The 18,920-nt window shown below is 66.1% G+C and carries 20 protein-coding genes; 10 read left to right on the forward strand and 10 right to left on the reverse strand.

The window, feature by feature from the left end:
• Positions 1 to 19 precede the first annotated feature (19 nt).
• On the forward strand, positions 20 to 229 hold the full coding sequence (locus NJ75_RS08360) for a hypothetical protein (RefSeq protein WP_052242259.1): 210 nt from the start codon (positions 20 to 22) through the stop codon (positions 227 to 229).
• Between the two features lie 102 nt (positions 230 to 331).
• Here the strand turns inward: NJ75_RS08360 and NJ75_RS08365 are convergent, their stop codons facing one another.
• From NJ75_RS08365 to NJ75_RS08375, 3 genes are read right to left on the reverse strand one after another with little or no spacing between them, the layout of a single operon-like run.
• On the reverse strand, positions 332 to 2,746 hold the full coding sequence (locus NJ75_RS08365) for a ligase-associated DNA damage response DEXH box helicase (RefSeq protein ID WP_039333426.1): 2,415 nt from the start codon (positions 2,744 to 2,746) through the stop codon (positions 332 to 334).
• Positions 2,747 to 2,768: 22 nt separating this feature from the next.
• Entirely contained in the window at positions 2,769 to 4,541 is a 1,773-nt protein-coding gene (locus NJ75_RS08370; RefSeq protein WP_039333428.1) for a hypothetical protein, read from the reverse strand.
• Between the two features lie 10 nt (positions 4,542 to 4,551).
• The gene (locus NJ75_RS08375; RefSeq protein WP_039333429.1) at positions 4,552 to 6,270 is read right to left on the reverse strand and encodes an Hsp70 family protein; all 1,719 of its coding nucleotides are present in this window, start codon (positions 6,268 to 6,270) and stop codon (positions 4,552 to 4,554) included.
• A gap of 177 nt (positions 6,271 to 6,447) precedes the next feature.
• Here NJ75_RS08375 and NJ75_RS23255 point away from each other — a divergent pair, with 177 nt between their 5' ends.
• Entirely contained in the window at positions 6,448 to 7,341 is an 894-nt protein-coding gene (locus NJ75_RS23255; protein WP_052242212.1) for a BON domain-containing protein, read from the forward strand.
• Here the strand turns inward: NJ75_RS23255 and pgmG are convergent.
• From pgmG to NJ75_RS08395, 3 genes are read right to left on the reverse strand one after another with little or no spacing between them, the layout of a single operon-like run.
• Positions 7,325 to 8,734 (reverse strand): phosphoglucomutase/phosphomannomutase PgmG, encoded by a 1,410-nt coding sequence (gene pgmG / locus NJ75_RS08385; RefSeq protein WP_039333431.1) that lies wholly within the window; start codon positions 8,732 to 8,734, stop codon positions 7,325 to 7,327. The genes NJ75_RS23255 and pgmG overlap by 17 nt on opposite strands.
• 24 nt (positions 8,735 to 8,758) lie before the next feature.
• Positions 8,759 to 9,049, reverse strand: a complete 291-nt coding sequence (locus NJ75_RS08390; RefSeq protein WP_082013323.1) for a J domain-containing protein — start codon at positions 9,047 to 9,049, stop codon at positions 8,759 to 8,761.
• Positions 9,049 to 9,879, reverse strand: a complete 831-nt coding sequence (locus tag NJ75_RS08395) for a division plane positioning ATPase MipZ (RefSeq protein WP_039333436.1) — start codon at positions 9,877 to 9,879, stop codon at positions 9,049 to 9,051. The genes NJ75_RS08390 and NJ75_RS08395 overlap by 1 nt, the downstream gene beginning before the upstream one ends.
• Before the next feature lie 99 nt (positions 9,880 to 9,978).
• On the opposite strand from NJ75_RS08395, the gene panC reads away from it, so the two are divergent.
• The gene (gene panC / locus NJ75_RS08400; RefSeq protein ID WP_039333695.1) at positions 9,979 to 10,839 is read left to right on the forward strand and encodes a pantoate--beta-alanine ligase; all 861 of its coding nucleotides are present in this window, start codon (positions 9,979 to 9,981) and stop codon (positions 10,837 to 10,839) included.
• The gene (locus NJ75_RS08405; protein WP_236727096.1) at positions 10,836 to 11,183 is read left to right on the forward strand and encodes a DUF2322 family protein; all 348 of its coding nucleotides are present in this window, start codon (positions 10,836 to 10,838) and stop codon (positions 11,181 to 11,183) included. The genes panC and NJ75_RS08405 overlap by 4 nt, the downstream gene beginning before the upstream one ends.
• Here the strand turns inward: NJ75_RS08405 and NJ75_RS08410 are convergent.
• Genes NJ75_RS08410 through NJ75_RS08420 form a run of 3 tightly spaced genes read right to left on the reverse strand, consistent with a single transcriptional unit; the run spans position 11,177 to position 13,224 of the window.
• Positions 11,177 to 12,025 (reverse strand): metallophosphoesterase family protein, encoded by an 849-nt coding sequence (locus NJ75_RS08410; protein WP_039333698.1) that lies wholly within the window; start codon positions 12,023 to 12,025, stop codon positions 11,177 to 11,179. The genes NJ75_RS08405 and NJ75_RS08410 overlap by 7 nt on opposite strands.
• Before the next feature lie 34 nt (positions 12,026 to 12,059).
• Entirely contained in the window at positions 12,060 to 12,932 is an 873-nt protein-coding gene (locus NJ75_RS08415; protein ID WP_052242214.1) for a diacylglycerol kinase family protein, read from the reverse strand.
• A 25-nt stretch (positions 12,933 to 12,957) separates the two neighbouring features.
• Positions 12,958 to 13,224 (reverse strand): hypothetical protein, encoded by a 267-nt coding sequence (locus NJ75_RS08420; protein ID WP_039333440.1) that lies wholly within the window; start codon positions 13,222 to 13,224, stop codon positions 12,958 to 12,960.
• 251 nt (positions 13,225 to 13,475) lie between these two features.
• On the opposite strand from NJ75_RS08420, the gene NJ75_RS23260 reads away from it, so the two are divergent.
• Positions 13,476 to 13,802: a UrcA family protein gene (locus NJ75_RS23260; protein WP_052242216.1), complete on the forward strand. Its 327-nt coding sequence runs from the start codon at positions 13,476 to 13,478 to the stop codon at positions 13,800 to 13,802.
• 128 nt (positions 13,803 to 13,930) lie between these two features.
• Here the strand turns inward: NJ75_RS23260 and NJ75_RS08430 are convergent, their stop codons facing one another.
• Positions 13,931 to 14,425, reverse strand: coding sequence for a winged helix-turn-helix transcriptional regulator (locus NJ75_RS08430; protein ID WP_174544601.1), 495 nt, complete (start codon positions 14,423 to 14,425; stop codon positions 13,931 to 13,933).
• 156 nt (positions 14,426 to 14,581) lie between these two features.
• Here NJ75_RS08430 and NJ75_RS08435 point away from each other — a divergent pair, with 156 nt between their 5' ends.
• From NJ75_RS08435 to NJ75_RS08455, 5 genes are all read left to right on the forward strand, one after another.
• Positions 14,582 to 14,938 carry a CC_3452 family protein gene (locus tag NJ75_RS08435; protein ID WP_052242217.1) on the forward strand — a complete coding sequence of 119 codons (357 nt, stop codon included), beginning with the start codon at positions 14,582 to 14,584 and terminating at the stop codon, positions 14,936 to 14,938.
• A gap of 205 nt (positions 14,939 to 15,143) precedes the next feature.
• Positions 15,144 to 15,782: a hypothetical protein gene (locus tag NJ75_RS23265; protein WP_169804125.1), complete on the forward strand. Its 639-nt coding sequence runs from the start codon at positions 15,144 to 15,146 to the stop codon at positions 15,780 to 15,782.
• A 47-nt stretch (positions 15,783 to 15,829) separates the two neighbouring features.
• Complete coding sequence (msrB, locus tag NJ75_RS08445) at positions 15,830 to 16,228, forward strand: peptide-methionine (R)-S-oxide reductase MsrB (RefSeq protein ID WP_039333442.1); 399 nt, start codon at positions 15,830 to 15,832, stop codon at positions 16,226 to 16,228.
• Between the two features lie 156 nt (positions 16,229 to 16,384).
• Positions 16,385 to 18,517: a transglycosylase domain-containing protein gene (locus tag NJ75_RS08450; protein ID WP_039333444.1), complete on the forward strand. Its 2,133-nt coding sequence runs from the start codon at positions 16,385 to 16,387 to the stop codon at positions 18,515 to 18,517.
• A gap of 103 nt (positions 18,518 to 18,620) precedes the next feature.
• Positions 18,621 to 18,863 carry a hypothetical protein gene (locus NJ75_RS08455; protein ID WP_039333446.1) on the forward strand — a complete coding sequence of 81 codons (243 nt, stop codon included), beginning with the start codon at positions 18,621 to 18,623 and terminating at the stop codon, positions 18,861 to 18,863.
• The last annotated feature ends 57 nt before the right edge of the window (positions 18,864 to 18,920 follow it).

Here is an 18,920-nt window from a genome sequence, read left to right on the forward strand (position 1 = left end):
GTGGGACCAGCCCGCCACGATGATCGACCTTGAGGGCCGCGCCCCGATCATCGGCACGATCCGTGACTGTGCGCTGCACTACGGACTCTACAAGCCCCACGCGCGTGACAATGCCCGCGTGCTGCTGACCAAGCCGATCCACCGCGAGGGCCGGGCGACGCGGACGTGGCTGCTCGATCCTTCGGAAATCGCCGAGCTGGCCGACCGGCTGGCGCGCGAGACGAATTGACGAAGAAGCGGGACCCCGGGTCAAGCCCGGGGTGACGAAGGAAATGATGCGCTGAAACAACCGCCACCCCGGACTTGATCCGGGGTCCCGCTTTTTTACGCCTCAATCAGCCCGCATCGCCGCAGCGGCAAGGCTTTCGGCCTCGACCAGCAGTTCATCGTCGGCCGCGCCTGCAGGCGTCGTCTCGCGGCCGATCATCACCAGCACCGGCACGGCAAGGGGGCTTACGCGGTCCAGCTCGACGTGGACCAGCTGGCCTGCTGCGCGATCGAGCAAGTCGCCCAGCCGGCCGACGTCGGTCATCCGCGCGCGCGCATCGGCCCATGCGGCCTGGATCAGCAGGTGGTCAGGCTCGTACTTGCGCAGCACGTCGTAGATCAGGTCTGTCGAGAAGGTGACCTGCTTGCCCGACTTGCGCTTGCCCGGATGCTGCCGTTCGACCAGTCCCGAGATCACCGCCACCTCGCGGAAGGCGCGGCGCAGCAGGTGCGATTCCTGCACCCACTCCACGAACTCGTGCGCGAGGATGTCGGATGAGAGCAGCGGCGCGGGATCAAGGACCGGCCTCGCACCCCAAACGGCCAGCGAATAATCATTGGCCACAAAGCCCAGCGGGGCGAGGCCCAGCTCGTTCATCCGGCGCGTGATCAGCATGCCGAGCGACTGGTTCGCGTTCCAGCCCTCGAACGTGTAGTAGACGGTGTAGTGCTTGTTCTGGTGGGGGAAGCTTTCGGCCAGCAGCATGCCCGGCCCCGGCAGCCGGCTGCGCCAGTCCTGCATTTCCAGCCATTCGCGCACGTCATCAGGGAAGCGCGACCAGCCTGCACGATCGACCATCAGCCCCCGCACGCGATCGGACAGGTGCGTGGTCAGCGGCAGGCGCGCGCCCATGTAGCTGGGGATCTGACCCGGCTTCTTTGCCGCCCGCACGATCAGTTCAAGATCACGCACGCCTTCGACCTCAAGGTCCATCCCGGCAAAGCGGATCGTATCGCCGGGGGAAAGCGTCGCGCCGAAGCTCTCTTCGACCTTGCCGAGCGAACGGCCGTTGCGAAAGCGCACGTCGAGCATTTCGGAATCGACGATGATTCCGGCATTGAGGCGATGGCGCGCGGCATGTTCGGGGTGGGTCAGTCGCCAGGTACCATGCTTGTCGCGCACGATGCGCTTGAAGCGGTCATAAGCGCGCAAGGCATAGCCGCCGGTTGCCACGAATTCGAGCACGCGCTGCCACTGCGCTTCATCGACCCAGCGGTAGGGATGGGCGGAGCGGACCTCGGCATGGAGCGCCTTCTCGTCAAACGGTCCGGCGCAGGCGCAGGCCATGACGTGCTGCGCCAGCACGTCGAGACCGCCGGGGCGGAAGTCCTCGCCATCGCGCCGCCCCTCGTGGACCGCTTCCTGCGCCGCGAAAGCTTCGAGAAATTCGAAGCGGTTGCCGGGCGCAAGCAGTGCCCGGCTGGGGCAATCGATGCGGTGGTTGGCGCGGCCGATGCGCTGCAGCAGGCGCGACGAGCCCTTGGGTGCGCCCATCTGCACGACCAAGTCGACATCGCCCCAATCGACACCGAGGTCGAGGCTGGCGGTGCAGACCAGTGCGCGCAACTCGCCGCGGGCCATCGCCCCTTCGACCTTGCGCCGCGCTTCCTTCGACAAGGAGCCGTGGTGGATGCCGATCGGCAGCTTGTCGTCGTTGATGTCCCACAGCAGCTGGAAAATGTATTCGGCGAGGAATCGCGTGTTGGTGAAGATAAGGGTGGTCTGGTTGCGCTTTATCTCGTCATAGAGCTGCGGCACGGCCCAGGCGGCGGCATGCCCGCCCCAGGGCACCCGCTCGTCCTCGGGGTTCATGATCGAAAGTTCCGGCCTTGCGCCCGCTTCGCCCTCGACCAGCCGCACCGAGGCGGCATCGCCATCGGGAGCGAGCCATGCGCAGAAGTCCTGCGGATCGGCCACCGTCGCCGAAAGTGCCGCGCGCCGCATGTCGGGGGCAATTGCCTGCAGCCGCGCCAGCGAGAGCGCCAGAAGATCGCCGCGCTTGCCGGTGGCAAAGGCGTGGACCTCGTCGATTATCACCCGCTTCAGACCCGCGAAGATCGTTGCCGCTTCCGGATAGCTCAGCAGCAAGGACAGCGATTCAGGTGTGGTCAGCAGCACATGCGGCGGCTTGGCGCGCTGGCGGGCCTTGCGGTCCGAAGGCGTATCGCCGCTGCGCGTCTCCACCCGGATAGGCAGGCCGATTTCATCGATGGGCGTGAGAAGGTTGCGCTGCACGTCATGCGCCAGCGCCTTCAGCGGCGAGACGTAGAGCGTGTGCAGTCCGTCGCCCGGCAGCTCATCGCCTGCGAAATCCTGCAACGTCGGCAGGAACCCCGCCAGCGTCTTGCCCGCGCCGGTATCGGCCACCAGCAGGGCATGATCGCCCGCACGGGCTGCTTCCAGCATCTCGCTCTGGTGACGCCGCACGCGCCAGCTGCGGCTTTCGAACCAGTCAGTGATCGAGGGAGCGAGCGTCATCGCCCCCAAGATAGGCACGGCCTTACAGAACCGAAAGGATCGCCTCTCGTTCTGTCGCCACCTTCCAGCCAAGCGCGGCGTCGATCAGGCCGATGGTCACCGCGCACTGGTCGGCGTCCGAACCCTTGCCACCCATCGCCTGCCGCACGCGCTTGTCGGGTATGCCGGTTTCGGTGATGACCTTGCCGATCAGTTCACCCGGCACGCTTGCCGTCCCCGGCTTGATCCGCTGCGGCGGGCCGAGCTGGCGGGCGTCGAGCATCTTCACCGCAAGGGTGCGTTCGCGTTCCAGCACGGCAGGAGGAACCTTGACCCCGGATGCCATGCGGCGCGTGCGGAGGAAAGCCATGCAGGCATCAGGCCCGGTCTTTCGCGCGGCGCGCAGCAGGTCGGCACGAATGCGCTGCACATCGGCCAGCAGACCCCCTTTTTCGACAAGCGCAGTCGCATACATGCGTTCGCGCACCAGATCCTGCACTTTCGCGGTGTAGGCCTCATCACTGCTGCCATCTGTGCGCGCGATGGTGCGGTTGGCGCTGAACAGTGCGGCGAGATCGGGCTGGAGCGACTGCAGGCCATCGAAGGTGATCTCCGGCCCGAACACGGCGGTAACCGCGCGGCCGACGATTTCCTTCTCTTGCGCACTCTGGCTGATCGAAATCTCCGGCACCGGCGGGGGTTCGGTCGAGCTGTCGTTGCTGCTGAACACGACCCGCAGGATCTGTACGCCGAAGATGACCGCCAACAGGATCAGTCGACCGCTGCTGAACCAGCCCTGCCCGACGTTTGCGCTGGTGTTCTTTTCCCACAGCGCCACGCGCCACGGATCGAAGTAGTGCTCCACTTCCGGAAAGTTCTTGCGCACGCCTTCGAGCAGTTGCTCCACGTCGGCGCGCTTGACGAACCAGCCCTTGCGGCTGCCCTGTTGCGCGGGCGTGGTCAGTTCGTTCCACGCCTTGTGCAGCGGGTGCTTCGGGTCCTGCACCTTTTCGCGGAAGCGCAGGCCGCGCAGGCGGGCGTTGAGGAAGGCTATGGCCGGCCTTTCCGAAACTTGCCCGCGCTCGCTTTCCCAGCCGAAGACCTTGGCGGCAGGCTCCAGCAGCGGGGCCGAGCGTGGCCAGCTGCGGGCAAGGATACCGGCCAGCCAGTTGTCGATCTCGTCAAAGGCGGTGACGCTGACGGTTTCGGCATTGCGCAGCACGGCCTTGAGGTGGCCGAGCGCCATGGCCTCCTCCCAGCCTTCGAGCGGCGGCAGGGTCTCCTCGTCGTCCACCATGTCGGGCAGAAGCAGCCGATAGAGCGCCTGCTCGTGCGCCCATGCCGGCATGACCGCGTCCGAGGTCGGCTCCAGACCCAGCAGGACCGGGCGTTCGAACGGATCGCGCTTGACCGCGATGGCCTGCTCAGCCGGGGCCTGCGCGGCCACGAAACCCGGCGTCACGTCAAGCTTCGGTGCCGCCTCGCCGAGCTTGCGCGTCAGGCTGGGATCAACCTCGCCCTTCACTGCAGGGGCGGCATAGAGCCAGCTTGATTGTTCGGCCTCGGGAGCGGCCTCTCCGGCATCCCCGAGCGGCGTCACGCCCGCGAAAGGATCGAACTCCTCATCGGCAGGCGGTGCTGCCTGCATCTTCGCCCAGCGCAGGGCGCTGTCACGCGCCTCGCGCAGCCGGGCATAGCCATCGACGTCCTTGTCGACGTCCATGGCTTTCAGGCGCTCGGCATAGGCTCGCCGGATCGCCGCCACGTCCGGCGTCTTCGCGATCCCGAGGACCTTCCAGGCTTGAGTGGGTGTCATCCCTCTGGCGTCACAGCGGCGGGTTGGCTTCGAGCATGTCGAGAAGCTCTGTCAGCATCGCCGAGGCATCGGCAATGCGCCGCGGTTCCTGGCTGTCGAGCGCGGCCACGAACATGCGGGTGCGATCACCGATGACGGCGCGGACATCGCCCAGGAATTCCTCGTAGCACCGCTCGGCGCGGGCCAGCAGCGCCTGGTTGCCCGCCTCCTCGCGCGGGTGGTGCTTCAGCGCGGCCAGCGTCTGGCGCCGGGCATCGAGATCCTTCGCGGCCTTGCGGTCTTCCTCGTCGATGATGAGGAGGTTGTGCCTGGCGCCGGTCAGCGGCACTTCCACGTCCACCTCGAGCAGGCCCGAACTGTCGTAGGAGAAGCGCACATCGATCGAGACTTCGCCCGCAGGCTTCGCCGGGACCGGCACCTTGATCTGCCCGAGGTGGACGTTGCCCGAAACCTCGCGCGCCTCGCCCTGGTAGATCTTCACCTCGATCTGCTTCTGGTTGTCGCCCATCGTGCTGTAGATGCCAGAACGGCTGACCGGGACCGGGGTGTTGCGTTCGATGATCGGCGAGAACAGGCCCTGCTGGATCGTGCCGCGCGCCGAATGCTCAGCTGTCTCGATGCCCAGCGTAAACGGGCAGACGTCGGTGATGCGGATTTCCTCGAGCCCGCCGTCGCGCGCGATCAGCCCGCCCTGGATGGCCGCGCCGAGCGCCACCGCATGGTCGGGATGGACCGAGGAATTTGGGAAGCGTCCGAACAGGCGCGTGATCGCCTTGCGCACCACCGGCATGCGCGTGGCCCCGCCGACAAGCACGACTTCGCTCAAGGACGCGGCGTCGATCTGGCTGTCGCGCAGGGCGCGCACCACCGGATCGCGCAACCGGCGGATCAGCCCTTCGGCCTGGGCCTCGAATTCGCTCGTGGTGATCGTGGTGGAAAGCCGCTGGTCCTCGACCGTCACTGCAAATTCGGCTTCCTGCCCCTCGCTCAGCGCGCGCTTGGCACGTTCGGCGGCCTGCAGCAGCAGGGCCTGTGCGCGCGGTTCTTCCAGCTTGGCGAGCAGGCCGTCGGGATCGAGCCGCCCACGCACGGCCATCGCCAGAGCGGCATTGAAATCATCACCGCCCAGCCGGTTGTCCCCTGCCGAGGCGCGGACCTCGACGATGCCCTCGAACATCTCGACGATCGAGACGTCGAAAGTGCCTCCGCCCAGGTCGAACACCAGAAACGGCTCGCGCTCGGCCTTGTCCTGCAGGCCGAAGGCGAGCGCGGCGGCGGTTGGTTCGTTGATCAGGCGGCGTACGGTTAGGCCCGCCAGTTCACCGGCGCGGCGGGTCGCCTTGCGCTGGCGGTCGTTGAAATAGGCGGGCACGGTGATGACGGCTTCGGTGGGGCGGGTGCCGGTGCAGGCGGCCACATCGTCGCGCAGGGCCATGAGCACGAGCGCGGACAGGTCCTCGGCAGAGAACTCCTTCTTGCCCAGCTTCACCTTGCGGTCGGTGCCCATGAATCGCTTGAAACTGGTTGCGGTGGCCCCATCCTTGAGGCCCATCCTCTCCAGCGCGGCGGCTCCGACCAGCGTCGTGCCATCGGGCAGGACCGAAACGGCAGAAGGGGTGAGCAGCGCCCCGAGGGCATTCGGCACGAGCTTTGCCTCTCCGCCGTTCTCGTTTGCCTGCCACATGGCCACCGCACTGTTGGTGGTCCCCAGATCGATCCCGATGAGCATTCGTCTTCCTGCAGATATCAACCGGCGTGATGCGACAGGGCCCGCGCGGTTGGCAAGCGCAAAGCGCGCCGGGCAGCAGGCACGACGGGATGGACCGTGGATGCGCCGGGGCGAGGGGGCAGGGCGCGCCCCTGTCCGTTTTCTTTCCATGACAACGCCTTGAAAGGAGAAAAAGCCATGGGCCAACGCATGGATTGGAACTCGCGCGACCGCTGGCAGGACGAAGAGCGACGCCAGAGCCGCGATTATTCCGGCGAGTTCGCCCCGGAATTCAACCGGGATCGGTATGACCGCAGCGACCGCGACCGTGACCAGTGGGGTCGCTCCGGCTCGACCGGGGCTTCAACGCCGCTGGGCGATCCGCCAACCGGATGGATGGACCAGGACATGCGCGGCGATCGGCGTACCCACGATTGGGAAGTGGGCGACCGGCACTACACGGGGCAGGCCCGCGCCCCGCAGGGCCGCTCGCGCTGGCGCGATACGGCCAGCGGCAACGCCGCAAACACCGCCGATTATTTCACGGCAGAAGACTATGGCGAAGGCCGTCGTGCCTGGGGCGGGCCAGCCGGATACGGGGCCTATGGCACCGGCTCGGCCGGAGGTTACCCGTCATCCTACGGCTACAGCGGTCGCGGCGGTTACGGCGACCATGATCCCCGCGGCTTTTTCGACCGTGCTGTCGACGAGGTGCGCGGCTGGTTCGGCGCTGATGACGACCGGGACAATAGCCGACGAGGGGGCCAGCGCGAGAGCCATCGCGGAAAGGGCCCGGGCGACTACACGCGCTCGGACGAACGCATCCGCGAGGACGCCAACGATCGCCTGACCGACGACCATCACATTGATGCGCGCCAGATCACGGTGATGGTCACCGAAGGTGAAGTGACGCTGGCCGGCACGGTTGGCAGCCGCGCCGAAAAGCGCCGCGCGGAAGACGTCGTCGAGGACATCGGCGGGGTGAAGCACGTGCAAAACAACCTGCGCGTGAAGGCCGGCAGTGGTCTCGAAGGCCAGGGCGGCACGCTGGGCTGGGGCAACGGCGACCGTTCGGTCACGCCGGACGCCTGATCCCCACGGCAGCAAGGCGGGTGTCGACTTCGGCCATGAGCCGGTCGAGCCCGCCTTGGTCGGCGGACTCCGCGCGAACCACCAGCACATCCTCGGTGTTGGACGATCGCAGCAACCACCAGCCGTCGGCCGTGTCGACGCGTACGCCGTCGGTGTCGTTCACCTCGGCGCCATCCGTGCGGAGATTCTGCAATACCTCGGCCACCGCTGTGGCCTTCCGTTCGCGGGGTACGGCGAAGCGCAACTCGGGCGTCGTGACCATTTCGGGCATGGCATCGCGCATCTGCGTGACCGACTTGCCCAGCCTGACGGTTGCCGCGATCAGCCTGACGGCGGCATAGAGCGCATCGTCATATCCGAAGTAACGGTCGGCAAAGAACATGTGGCCGCTCATTTCCCCGGCCAGCGGGGCAAGTGTCTCCTTCATTTTGGACTTGATCGGCGAATGCCCGGTTTTCCACATCAGGGGCGTTCCGCCCAGCTCTGCAATGCGTGCAAACAGCGTTGAGCTGGCTTTCACATCGGCGATAATCGTGGATTTCGGGCGCTCGCGCAGGACTTCCTCGGCGTAGATCGCCAGGAGCTGGTCGGCCCAGAGCACGCGGCCCCGGCCGTCGACAGCCCCGATCCTGTCTCCATCCCCGTCGAATGCCAGTCCGAAGTCGAGGCTTCCCGCCGCGACAGCGTGGCGAAGATCGGTGAGATTGGCTTCCACAGTCGGATCAGGATGATGGTTGGGAAAATGGCCGTCCACGCTCGTGTGAAGAAGGACATGCCGACCGGGCAGCCGGGCGGTCAACGCCTTGATCAGGGGGCCGGCAGCGCCGTTGCCCGCGTCCCAGCCGATGGCGAGTCCTTGCAGCACATCCAGGCCGATGCCATCCAGCACGCCGATCAGGCAATCGACGTAGGCGGCGGAAACGTCGGCGTCCTCGACGCGCCCGTTGCCGGAAGTCCACGCGCCTTCCTCGGCGATCCGCCCGAGATCGACTATGTCGCTCCCGAAGAACGCCGCACCTTCAAGTACCATCTTGAAGCCATTGTGATTGGCGGGATTGTGGCTGCCGGTTACCTGAACGCCGCCCTGCACCTCTGGGGCTAATCCGCCCGAACCCGGTGTTGCCGCGAAGTAGAGCATCGGGCTCGGCCCCAGTCCGATCCGAACAACGTCAACCCCGCTGGCGGTCAGTCCTTCGACCAGCGCATGTTCCAGCACCGGCGTGCTGATGCGCCCGTCGCAGCCGACCGCTACGCGGGCGCCGCCACGTGATCGTACCACCGAGCCAAAACTGCGCCCCACCGCGCGGGCATCGTCCGCACTCAGCGTTTCGCCGAAGACGCCGCGAATATCGTATTCGCGCAGGATCGAAGGGTGGAAGCGGTGCGCGGTCATCCAGTTGCTGCCTCGGCGACCCGATCAGGCCTCGCGCCGGTCGGCCAGCCGCGCCAGCAGCAGGTCGCGCGCGGCATTGGCCTCATGCACGGCTTCGTTGCTGCCGCCGCGATCGGGATGGACCTTCTGGAGCAGGCGGCGATGCGCCTCGATCACTTCGTCATATCCCGCCTGCGGCCCGATGCCGAGGAGGTTGCGCGCCCGCGCCTCGTTGGCGGCGCGTGGGTCTCCTTGCAAAAGCTCCCACGGCCAGCGCCCTGCCAGCAGCTTGCACGCAAGGCTGGCCAGGATCGCAAGCGTGAGCAGCTTGATCATCAGGCGGCGCTTTCCAGCTTCGGTTCGGGTGCGGTCTTGCCCGGCATCGGCAGGTTGAGGCCCGAGACCAGCGTGCGCAATTCCTGCCGTGCGACGAGGTGGCTCGTGCCCAGTTCGCCCAGGTGTCCCTTGTCGAGCAGGGTCAGCCCGCTCGGGAACAGTTCGCGATAGATCACGCGCTCCGAAAGGCCGCTCGCCACGCGGAAGCCGACGCGCTTGGACAGTTCGGTCAGCGCCTGGTCGATACGGCGCTGGTTGCGCGCTTCGGTATAGCCGGTGCGGTTGCGCACCACGACCCAGTCCATCTCGCGGCGCGCGTCCTTGATCGTTGCCATCGCCCGCTTCTTGCGCGCTTCCCAGATCAGCTCGGCATAGAACGACAGGCGGCGCACCTTGAAGGTTTCGGCATCGACCTGGCCGATCAGGTCGAAGTCGACGAAGCTGTCGTTGAGCGGGGTGACCAGCGAATCCGCCCGCGTCGCAACGTGGCGGGCCAGCACGTCGTCACGTCCGGGCGTGTCGAAGATGATGAAGTCATGGTTTTGCGAAAGCCGCTCGGTCAGCGCGTCGAGCTCCTCGATGCTGTCCCCGCCATAGACCTCGAACGTCGCGGTCGGCAGCGTGATCTCGCGCCGGCGCATCGTCTCGGCACGGTTCTCGAAGTAGCGGTGCATCGTGCGCTGGCGGGCATCGAGGTCGATCGTCGCCACGCGAGCGCCCTGGTAGGCGAGGGCAACAGCGACGTGGACCGCCGTCGTCGACTTGCCGGTGCCGCCCTTTTCATTGGCGAAGACGATGCGATGCGGGCCAAGGGACGAGGCGCTGGACAAGGCTGGTAACTCACGTGGTTGATACGCTGCACGGGGTTGCGAGAGGCGTCCGCCGCCCGTATCGCCCGTGGCATCTGACTTAGTGGAGTGGCTGCCAAGGTGCAAACGATCAACCGGCTGGAAGACCTGCGCAATGCGGTCGACGCGCTCAAAATCGGGGGAAAAACCGTGGCCTTCGTCCCCACCATGGGCGCGCTGCACGAAGGTCACCTGACGCTTGTGCGCGAAGCGCGCGCACGGGCCAGCCACGTGGTCGCCTCGATATTCGTCAATCCGCGCCAGTTCGGCCCGAACGAGGACCTCGATGCCTACCCGCGCCGGCTCGCCGCCGATGCCGCGCTGCTCGAAGCCGAAGGCGCCGCCGTGCTGTGGGCGCCTACGGTCGATCAGATGTATCCGCATGGCTATGCCACTAACATCTCGGTCTCGGGCGTCAGCGAGGTCGCCTGCGGCGCCGCACGCCCCGGCCATTTCGATGGTGTCGCCACAGTGGTGTGCAAGCTGTTCAACCAGGTTCGCCCGGACTTTGCCCTGTTCGGGGAGAAGGACTGGCAGCAACTGGCGATCATCCGCCGCATGGCGCGTGACCTTGATCTCACCCAGCCGCACGTTTCGAACATCATCGGGGTCGAGACCGTGCGCGAGGCAAGCGGCCTCGCCCTCAGCAGCCGCAACCAGTACCTGACGGAGCGGGAGCGCGAACAGGCGGCCGGTCTCTCGGCGGCGATGCGCCGCGCGATTTCGGCAATCGAGAGCGGCGCGTCGGTGCCGCAGGCGCTTGGCTCGCTCAACGCCGACATCATCGCCGCCGGATTCGCTTCGGTCGACTATGCCGACTTGCGCGATGCCGCCACGCTTGAGGCTATCGAAACCTTCACCGGGCAAAGCGCCCGCCTTCTCGTCGCCGCCCGCATCGGCGCGGCGCGTCTGATCGACAACATGGGAGTGGGCCCTAAATGAGTATCGCAATGACGCCGGTTGCACCGACCGCATCGTTCAAGGACAACCTCGCCCTGCTGCCCTCCATCGACGGCATCGCGCAGCTCGATCTGCTCGACGCTTCGGGCACGGTCGTGGCGACGATCCCGAGTGAAGCAGGCAAGCAAGGCTCGCTCAAGGTCTACAACTACCTTCAGCTCTGCTTCGGCAGGCTCGATGCCGCGGCTGCCGAGCACGGCCTTGCGATCTTCGCCGAGCACACGCCCGATGCACGGGCGCGTCCGGGCGCTCACCCCAATATCGACCGCCTGATCGAAATCGTTGGCGGTGCGCCTGCTCTGGAGATCGTCGCCGTCGCTCAATGAACCGGCGGATCGACCGCTGGCACGGCCGCCACCGGGGCCACCGGTTCGCCCTCGGTCCGGGGCGGGAGCGCGTTCTCCGGCACGTCGTCGATCAGCATGTCGCGCGTCGGCACGTGTTCGAGGTTGCGGACGCGGACGGTGATATTGTCGCCATCGAGCGTCAGTTCGTTGAAGCTGGGCGGGGTGGAGCGGACGCGCTGGCTGAGCGTGCCCGCGCCGATCATCCGCACCGGCCCGTTGGCCGTGGGGTGGATCAGGTCGAACGCATCGTGGACGTGGCCTGACAGCACGGCGAGGACGTTGCGCCGGGCCAGTTCGGCCAGCGCATGGTTGCCGCCGCGAGTCAGCGCCTTGCCGCGGGTGCCGGCTTCGACCAGGGGGTGATGGCAGGCAACGATGGCGCGTGTGCCGGGCGGGAGCGCGTCGATCGCCGCCAACGTCTGCGCCAGCGCCGCCTTGCCCACAGTGCCTTTCGACCAGTTCAGGCGGAACTGCGCGCGCGCGGTTGTCTTGAGGGGCACGATCTTCGCGCCGGGAATCGGCAGTTCCCGCTCCAGCACGCCTTCGATCGAACGGAATCGACGGTAGGGATCGATAAAGCGTTCGATCAGGTTGAAATAGGGCAGGTCGTGGTTGCCCACCTCGACCGTCACCGGCACGTCCAGCGCCTGGATCCAGTGGCAGGCGGCGGTGAATTCGCGGTGCCGTGCGCGCATCGTCAGATCGCCGGTGATGGCGACGGCATCGGGCTTTTCGCGCGCGATGCATTGCGCGACCCAATCGAGGGCGCGCCGGTCTTCAAGGCCGAAATGGATATCGCTGATGTGGAAGAGGCGGGTCATCGGGCAGGCTTGATCGTCGCTGGGCCCGCTGCGGTCAAGCACCGGGTGCGATAGTGCAAAGGAAGTCGAGCGCGAATTCCTCGCAGGTGACTTCCTCGCGCATGCCGCCTTCGCGCCGCTCGCCGTCGATCATCATGGCGATCGGGCCGTCGCTTTCGAGTGTTGCGGACGAACATTGACCCAGTTCGTCGTGGGGGCCCTGCCGGAAATCGCGCTTCACCAGCATGGCAAAGCCTTGCGCGGCAAACTCGCCCCAGTCGGAAAAGTCGTATCCGTCCACTTCCATGCTGTCACCGTCCAGCGGTGCCATGCGCACGGCGCGATATCCTTCGGGCTGCGCTGCTGTCGCGGGTGCGGATAGGCGAACGCCCGGCCCTTCGCGGGTTTCGCGCAGGGCCGTGGTGAAAGTCTCGGCGATGGTCGGCAGATCAAGATCGCGCACGCTTTCGCGCACGTCGGCCCACATCGCGCCGGGGCCGGCCAGCAGTTCGATGAGTGCGACGCCTTGGGAGGTGCGCAGCGCCTGCCGCCGCACGCGTCGCGCCGAGCCGAGCTTGCCGGTCACTTCCTCTGCCGGAACGTCGCCATGGAGAGACTTCGACAGGAGGTTCTGCGTGCCGCCGGGAAGGACGAGCAGCGCACCGCCCCAGCCTTCGAGTGCTGAGGCCGCGGTATTGATCGTGCCGTCGCCGGTGAAGACGGCAAGCGTCGCGATCCCCTCTGCTTCAAGCTGCGCGCGCGTGGGCAGCTCCTCATCGGGAAAGCGGATGACCCGCGCCGGCGCGCACCCGGCGGCCGAGAGCGAGGCGACGAGATCATCGACCGCCGCGTCGCTGTTGCTGCCGCTTGCGGCGTTCGTCACGAGCCAGAGAGGAGAGAGCGTCATCACCGGCAGAACCGGCAGCACGCGCGGCGGTTCCGCAGCGGCTGCTCTAAACGCGATCTGTCAGGATCAGCCAGGCCGAGAAGCTGTTGAGCATCGAATAGATAACGTAGGCGATCGGTCCGCTGACCACGCCTTCCGAGGCAAACAGCAGCGCGCCGAGCAACAGCAGGAACTCCAGCAGCAGGGTGAAGCGCCCGCCAAAGGCGTGGACCATCCACGGCAGGCGGGCAAGCAGCGGGTGCCCGCTGTCCATCACGGCGCGGTGCAGCGCGAAGTTGCCGATGCCCAGAAGGAAAGTGATCAGAATCGCCATGGACTGGATGCGACCTTTAGGGAATCGCGCAGGGATTGTCACACCTGCAGTTCGTGGAGTGGACATTGCGTTTCGTCGGACGGGCTAAACACTTGTCGTTCGTAACGGAAAGCTGGTCGAGACGCGCAAGATTTCATCGACCACCGGGCGTAGCGAGAATGCATGCGGTGCACCCGGCCAACCGGATCAGCCGCTGAAACGCCCCCCAAGGCCGGTCCCCCCCGCCGGCTCCCGTGTCGAAGGAAGTTGCCATGTTTGCCAAGACCCTGTTCTCCGCCGGCCTCCTCGGCCTCGCTCTTGCCGCCAGCCAGCCTGCCTCTGCCGGCACGCGCTCGGTCGTCTATTCCGATCTGGATCTCACCACCAAGCAGGGCGAGGCCCAGCTCAACGCCCGCCTTCGCCAAGCCGCCAAGGACATCTGTGGCCTGAACAAGGCGGACCTGCCGACCAGCGAATGGGAATCGGCGCGCGATTGTTTTGCCCGCTCGATGGCCGATGCCCGCCGCGCCAAGGCCGAAGTGAAGGCGACCGCGCTGGCCGCTGCTCAGAAATCCAAGACCGATCTTGCTGTCCGCTGATCCCGGCAGCTTGCAAACCCGGCGGATCCAGTCCCCCACCGGGTCAAACTCAAGGGACCGTCGCTAGTCCGGCGGTCCCTTTTTCCTGATGGCCCGTCAGTTTGATGGCCAGTCGGCCCAAAGGTCAGTCAGCCAATTTCGCGAAGCTCGGCAGGCTTTGGTTCGGCTTCGATCTCGCCCCGATCACGCCAGGTCAGGTCATTCGGCGTCAGTTCGCGGCCGTCGTGCGAAAGAATGCCGATCGGAGCGATCGGCCGTCCGTCGCGGCAATCGCAAAGCACTGGATTGGCAGGCGTGCCCAATTCCCACTTCTCGCCCCACTGGCGCAACGCCAGCATGGCGGGGAGCAGGTCGAGACCCTTCGGCGTCAGGCGATATTCGATGCGGCGCCGGTCATCGGCGCAGTGCTCGCGCTTGAGAATGCCGGCCTCGACCAATCTTGACAGCCGGTTGGAAAGGATGTTGCGGGCGATGCCCAGCGCTTCGAGGAAATCCTCGAAATGGCGCACGCCGTTGAAAGCGGCGCGAAGGATCATGAAGGACCATCGCTCGCCCATGGCTTCGAGCGCAAGGGGCAGGCCGCATTGGGCGATTTCGCCGAGAGGTTCGCGAAGCTTTTCCATGTCGTCCTCTGCATAGCCCATGATCGCCGCCTATTTAAGTTTCTAGTTGCAACCTGAAACCTATCCTGATAGGTAGCGATTCGCAACGGAAATAGCATCCTCTCCAGAACCCTGCAATTTCCGTGGCCCTAACAAGGTTGTTTCAGGGGAAGAACGATGATCTCAGCAAATTCCAGCAGCGCTCTGCGCCAGCTCCTTCCGGCCGTCCTCGCGCTGGTCGGCACCACGCTCAGCTTCGCGGTAACCGCCAACACAGCCCGCGCCAACACCGGCGGCTCGTTCTATTCGGCCACGCTGACCCGTCCGATGGACGGTGCGCAGAAGGTCATTCAGAAGGGTGTCCTGTGGAAGTGCGAAGGCGCCGAATGCTCGGCCCCGCGCGATACATCTCGCCCGGTCATCGTCTGCGCCCGCCTTGCCCAGAAGGTCGGCCCCGTCGCGCGCTTCGCCACCCCGCAGGGCGATCTCGCCGCCGAGGACCTCGCCCGCTGCAACGAGGCAGCGGCCGGATAAGTCCAGCACCAGTCTCCAGCGCGCACTCCCTCTCGTTACCCTGCCGAGTGCGCAATCCCTGACCGTGAAGGTCACATGGGCCGTGAACAGCAAGTCTGTTCGCGGCCCCTTTTTTCGCTATGCTCGTGCCATGCGAATGCCTTCGAGAGTTAGCGCTCTGCTCGCCAGAGTTGCCCTTCTGCCCCTGACAGTTGGATTTGTGCCGGTGCAGGCCCAGGCCATGGCCCAAGCCCAGGCAGCGCCGCAACTTACAGCTCAAAGCCGCGAGGATCTGCGCTGTTCGGCGGCCTTTGCCATTGTTGCGCTTGAACAATCGGGGGGCGATGCGCTGGAAGGCTGGCCGCCGCTGGCGGTGCGCGGCAAGACCTTCTTTGCCGATTCGGGCGAGCGCGCGATGAAGGAGGGTGCGCTGACCCGCGAGCAGGTGCGCGACCTGATCGCCGAGCAGGTTCAGGCGCTCCAGACCGCGCCCGATCCCGACAAGGCCCTGTCGGCGCTTGCCGGGCCTTGCCTCGCAAGGCTTGACGCCACCGTCCCGCCGCTGATCGCGCCGACCCTCAAGCAATGCGCCGCGATCCTCGGGCTTGCCTACAACGAGGTCCATGCCCGCGAAGGGATGAGCACTTCGGCGCAGGATCTCAAGACACTGGAATCGGTGCTTTCATCGCGCGAACGCGAGGCGATCATCGCTGCCGGTGGCAGTGGCGACGATGCCGACCGCACACTGGCGCAGGCGCGCGAGGCGATGGCGGCTGAGGCGGCGGACGGAAAGGGCGGGGTCGACAAGTACGACATCGCGCGCTGCTACGAGTTCGCCAAACCGCAGGAAAAATCGCACTATTGAGCGGGCGGGGCGGGCTTCCCATATTGGCGGCAAAGGAGATCCCCGCAATGTCCGACAAGATGAACCTGACCGACGCCGAGTGGCGCGAGCGTCTGTCGCCCGAGCAGTACCAGATCCTGCGTCAGGGGGGCACCGAGCGTGCGTTCACCGGGGCTTACGAGAAGAACAAGGCACCCGGCGAGTACCACTGCGCCGGTTGCGGAGCGCCGCTGTTCACTTCTGACACCAAGTACGACAGCGGTTCCGGCTGGCCGAGCTTCTACGCCCCGGTCGAGGCCGAGGCGGTCGAGGAAATCGTCGATCGCTCGCACGGGATGGTCCGCACCGAAGTGCGCTGCGCGCGCTGCGACGGGCACCTTGGCCATGTCTTCCCCGATGGTCCGAATCCCACCGGCCTGCGCTATTGCATGAACAGCGCTTCGCTGGATTTCACGCCGAAAGACTGAGTCGGAAAGCGCTCTGAACCGGCAGCATTGGCCGTTCGCCGATTTTGCGGTTAACCCTGCGTTACAACTGCCCTATGCAAAGGGCCGCAGATTTGCGTGGACGGCCTGCGCCGATGTCGGAACGAGGCCGAGAATGAGGGAAGCGGTACAAGACTGATGGCCAGACGGGACATTCCCCGCCGCCCCGAGGGCGGCAGGTCGGAGCCGCAACCCAAGAGCAGATCGATGCTGGGCCGATGGGTTCGGCGGTTGCTTGCCTGGGGTGCCGGCTTTGCGCTGCTGGGCACGATCGGGCTGGTGGTGGCCGTTGCCGTCACGGTGCGCTCGCTGCCCGGCTATGGCGAATTGAAATCGAGCCAGACCGGCCAGATGATCGTGGTGCGTGCCGCCGACGGCTCCGAGATCGTGACCCTGGGGCCAAGCTACGGCAAGTGGATCCCTTACGAGCGCATCCCGCAGGACATGAAGGATGCGATGATCTCGGTCGAGGACCGGCGTTATCGTAGCCACTGGGGCGTGGACCCCATCGGCATCGTCCGTTCGCTGATGGTGCGCGTGGAAAGCGGCACATGGAAGCAGGGCGGCTCGACGATCACGCAGCAGCTTGCCCGCAACATCTTCCTCAACAACACCAAGACCTTCGGCCGCAAGGCGCGCGAATGGGTGCTGGCGCTGGCGCTCGAACAGAAGTTCTCGAAAGACCAGATCCTCGAGCTGTACCTCAACAAGGTCTACTTCGGCGGCGGTGCCTATGGCATCGACAGCGCCGCACGCAAGTTCTTCGGCCATTCGGGCGAGGAAATCACGCTGCCTGAGGCGGCGATCATCGCCGGGTTGGTCAAGGCGCCGTCACGATATTCGCCAACGGCCGATGCCGAGGCGGCCGTGGGCCGCGCTGGCGTGGTTCTGCAGACGATGCAGAGCGCGGGCGTGCTGACCGCGCAGGAAGCGCAGAGCGTGGACCTGAAGGCCGTGAAGATGGTCTCGGACAGCGCAGGCCAGAACTCTGCACGCTATTTCACCGACTGGGCGCTGCCGCAGCTCGACCTGATCCTGCCGGAGAACGACAAGCCGATCGAAGTGTGGACCACGCTCGATCCGATCGCGCAGAAGGCCGCGACCAGCGCAGTGGCCGGATTTGCGCCGAAGGGCGCGCAGGGCGCACTTGTTTCCCTTGATCGCGACGGTGCGGTTCTCGCCATGGTCGGCGGCACGGACTATGTAACCTCGAATTACAACCGCGCAGTCAACGCCGTCCGCCAGCCCGGTTCGGCGTGGAAGCTGTTTGTCTATCTCTCGGCGCTCGAGGCGGGATACACGCCGGATGACCGCGTGGTCGACGAGCCGGTGACGATCGATGGCTGGACCCCGCGCAACGACGGCAATCGCTATGCGGGCGAGATCGACCTGCGCACAGCCTTTGCCTATTCCAAGAACACCGTGGCGGCACAGCTGGGCAATGAAGTGGGCTTCGGCACCGTTGCCAACATGGCGCGCCGCTTTGGCATCACCACGCCGATCAACACGCTGCCCTCGATGGTCCTGGGTTCGTCCGAAGCGCGCGTGATCGACATGGTGCGCGCTTTCGCCTCGGTTCAGGCAAAGGGCATGTCGATTACGCCCTACGGCATCCGCAAGGTGACGACGACCGACGGCGAAGTGCTCTACACGCACCGCACGGAGACCGCGCAGCAGCTCGTCCCGCCCTATGTCGCTGCCGCGATGACCGACCTCATGCAGACCGCGGTCAATATCGGCACAGGCCGCGCTGCGCAGATCGGCAGGCCGGTTGCCGGCAAGACCGGCACGACATCGTCGAACAAGGACGGCTGGTTCCTGGGCTTTTCGAGCGGTATCACCACCGGCGTGTGGATGGGGCGCGACGATGCCAAGGCCGTGCCCGGCCTGCAGGGCGGCGCCGCACCGGCGCGCGCCTTCGCGGCCTACATGAAGGTCGCCACGCGCAAGCGCCCGGTCGAACAGTTCGACACTGAACTCAAGCTGCCGGAATGGCAGCTCGAACCCGATGATGAGGCGATGCAGGGCAACCCTGACGATTACTTTTACGTCGACGAGCAGGGCAACCTGGTCGATCCGTCGCGCCGGCGTGGTGATGACGGTGCAATTGATCCCAATGCACCACCCGAGGGCATACCGCCGGAGGTTCCGCAGGCCGCGAACGACGATTTCCTCAACCGCGCCACTGGTCGGCGCGACGGCAACGACCCTGCAGCGGCAGGCGCGAGGCCCCGTCCGAGCAATACTCCGCGCCCTGTTCCTCAGCCATGAGCATGCCCAGCAGGAATTCTCGAGCCTGAACCTTTCTGCGGTTCGGGCGTTTGCCTGATCGAGAGGGAAGGCTGCGGGCCTTCCGCCAATCAGGAGACGTGTAATGAGCCTGCTGCAATGGGCCGTCGCAGGAGCGGCGGGATATGCGATCTGGCGCGTGGCGCAGAAGAATCGCGAGGAACAGGCACCGGCCGCTTTCGCGCAAGGCGAGGAGTCGGGCGGCAACTTTGCCAAGGTGCGCAGTGCCGGCACCGAGGGCATGCGATCGGACCCCAAGCGCTGGGACAAGGTCGACCAGGCCTCGGACGAGAGCTTTCCGGCGAGCGATCCGCCGGCAACCTATTGATCGGCGCCCGCAAGCGCTTTGGTGACGGCCGGAGGGTACTCCGGCCGTTGCTGTATG

Origin of the sequence: Novosphingobium subterraneum (genome assembly GCF_000807925.1) — a bacterium.
GTDB lineage: Bacteria > Pseudomonadota > Alphaproteobacteria > Sphingomonadales > Sphingomonadaceae > Novosphingobium > Novosphingobium subterraneum.

Bases quoted from the DNA above. Each gene is read 5' to 3' on its own strand.
- NJ75_RS08405 (WP_236727096.1), top strand. From the start codon at position 10,836: ATGAGTATCGCAATGACGCCGGTTGCACCGACCGCATCGTTCAAGGAC.
- NJ75_RS08450 (WP_039333444.1), top strand. From the start codon at position 16,385: ATGGCCAGACGGGACATTCCCCGCCGCCCCGAGGGCGGCAGGTCGGAG.
- NJ75_RS08455 (WP_039333446.1), top strand. From the start codon at position 18,621: ATGAGCCTGCTGCAATGGGCCGTCGCAGGAGCGGCGGGATATGCGATC.
- NJ75_RS08420 (WP_039333440.1), bottom strand. From the start codon at position 13,224: ATGGCGATTCTGATCACTTTCCTTCTGGGCATCGGCAACTTCGCGCTG.
- NJ75_RS08360 (WP_052242259.1), top strand. From the start codon at position 20: ATGATCGACCTTGAGGGCCGCGCCCCGATCATCGGCACGATCCGTGAC.
- NJ75_RS08375 (WP_039333429.1), bottom strand. From the start codon at position 6,270: ATGCTCATCGGGATCGATCTGGGGACCACCAACAGTGCGGTGGCCATG.
- NJ75_RS08435 (WP_052242217.1), top strand. From the start codon at position 14,582: ATGATCTCAGCAAATTCCAGCAGCGCTCTGCGCCAGCTCCTTCCGGCC.
- NJ75_RS23260 (WP_052242216.1), top strand. From the start codon at position 13,476: ATGTTTGCCAAGACCCTGTTCTCCGCCGGCCTCCTCGGCCTCGCTCTT.
- NJ75_RS08370 (WP_039333428.1), bottom strand. From the start codon at position 4,541: ATGACACCCACTCAAGCCTGGAAGGTCCTCGGGATCGCGAAGACGCCG.
- pgmG (WP_039333431.1), bottom strand. From the start codon at position 8,734: ATGACCGCGCACCGCTTCCACCCTTCGATCCTGCGCGAATACGATATT.
- msrB (WP_039333442.1), top strand. From the start codon at position 15,830: ATGTCCGACAAGATGAACCTGACCGACGCCGAGTGGCGCGAGCGTCTG.
- NJ75_RS08430 (WP_174544601.1), bottom strand. From the start codon at position 14,425: ATGGAAAAGCTTCGCGAACCTCTCGGCGAAATCGCCCAATGCGGCCTG.
- NJ75_RS08365 (WP_039333426.1), bottom strand. From the start codon at position 2,746: ATGACGCTCGCTCCCTCGATCACTGACTGGTTCGAAAGCCGCAGCTGG.
- NJ75_RS23255 (WP_052242212.1), top strand. From the start codon at position 6,448: ATGGGCCAACGCATGGATTGGAACTCGCGCGACCGCTGGCAGGACGAA.
- NJ75_RS08410 (WP_039333698.1), bottom strand. From the start codon at position 12,025: ATGACCCGCCTCTTCCACATCAGCGATATCCATTTCGGCCTTGAAGAC.
- NJ75_RS08390 (WP_082013323.1), bottom strand. From the start codon at position 9,049: ATGATCAAGCTGCTCACGCTTGCGATCCTGGCCAGCCTTGCGTGCAAG.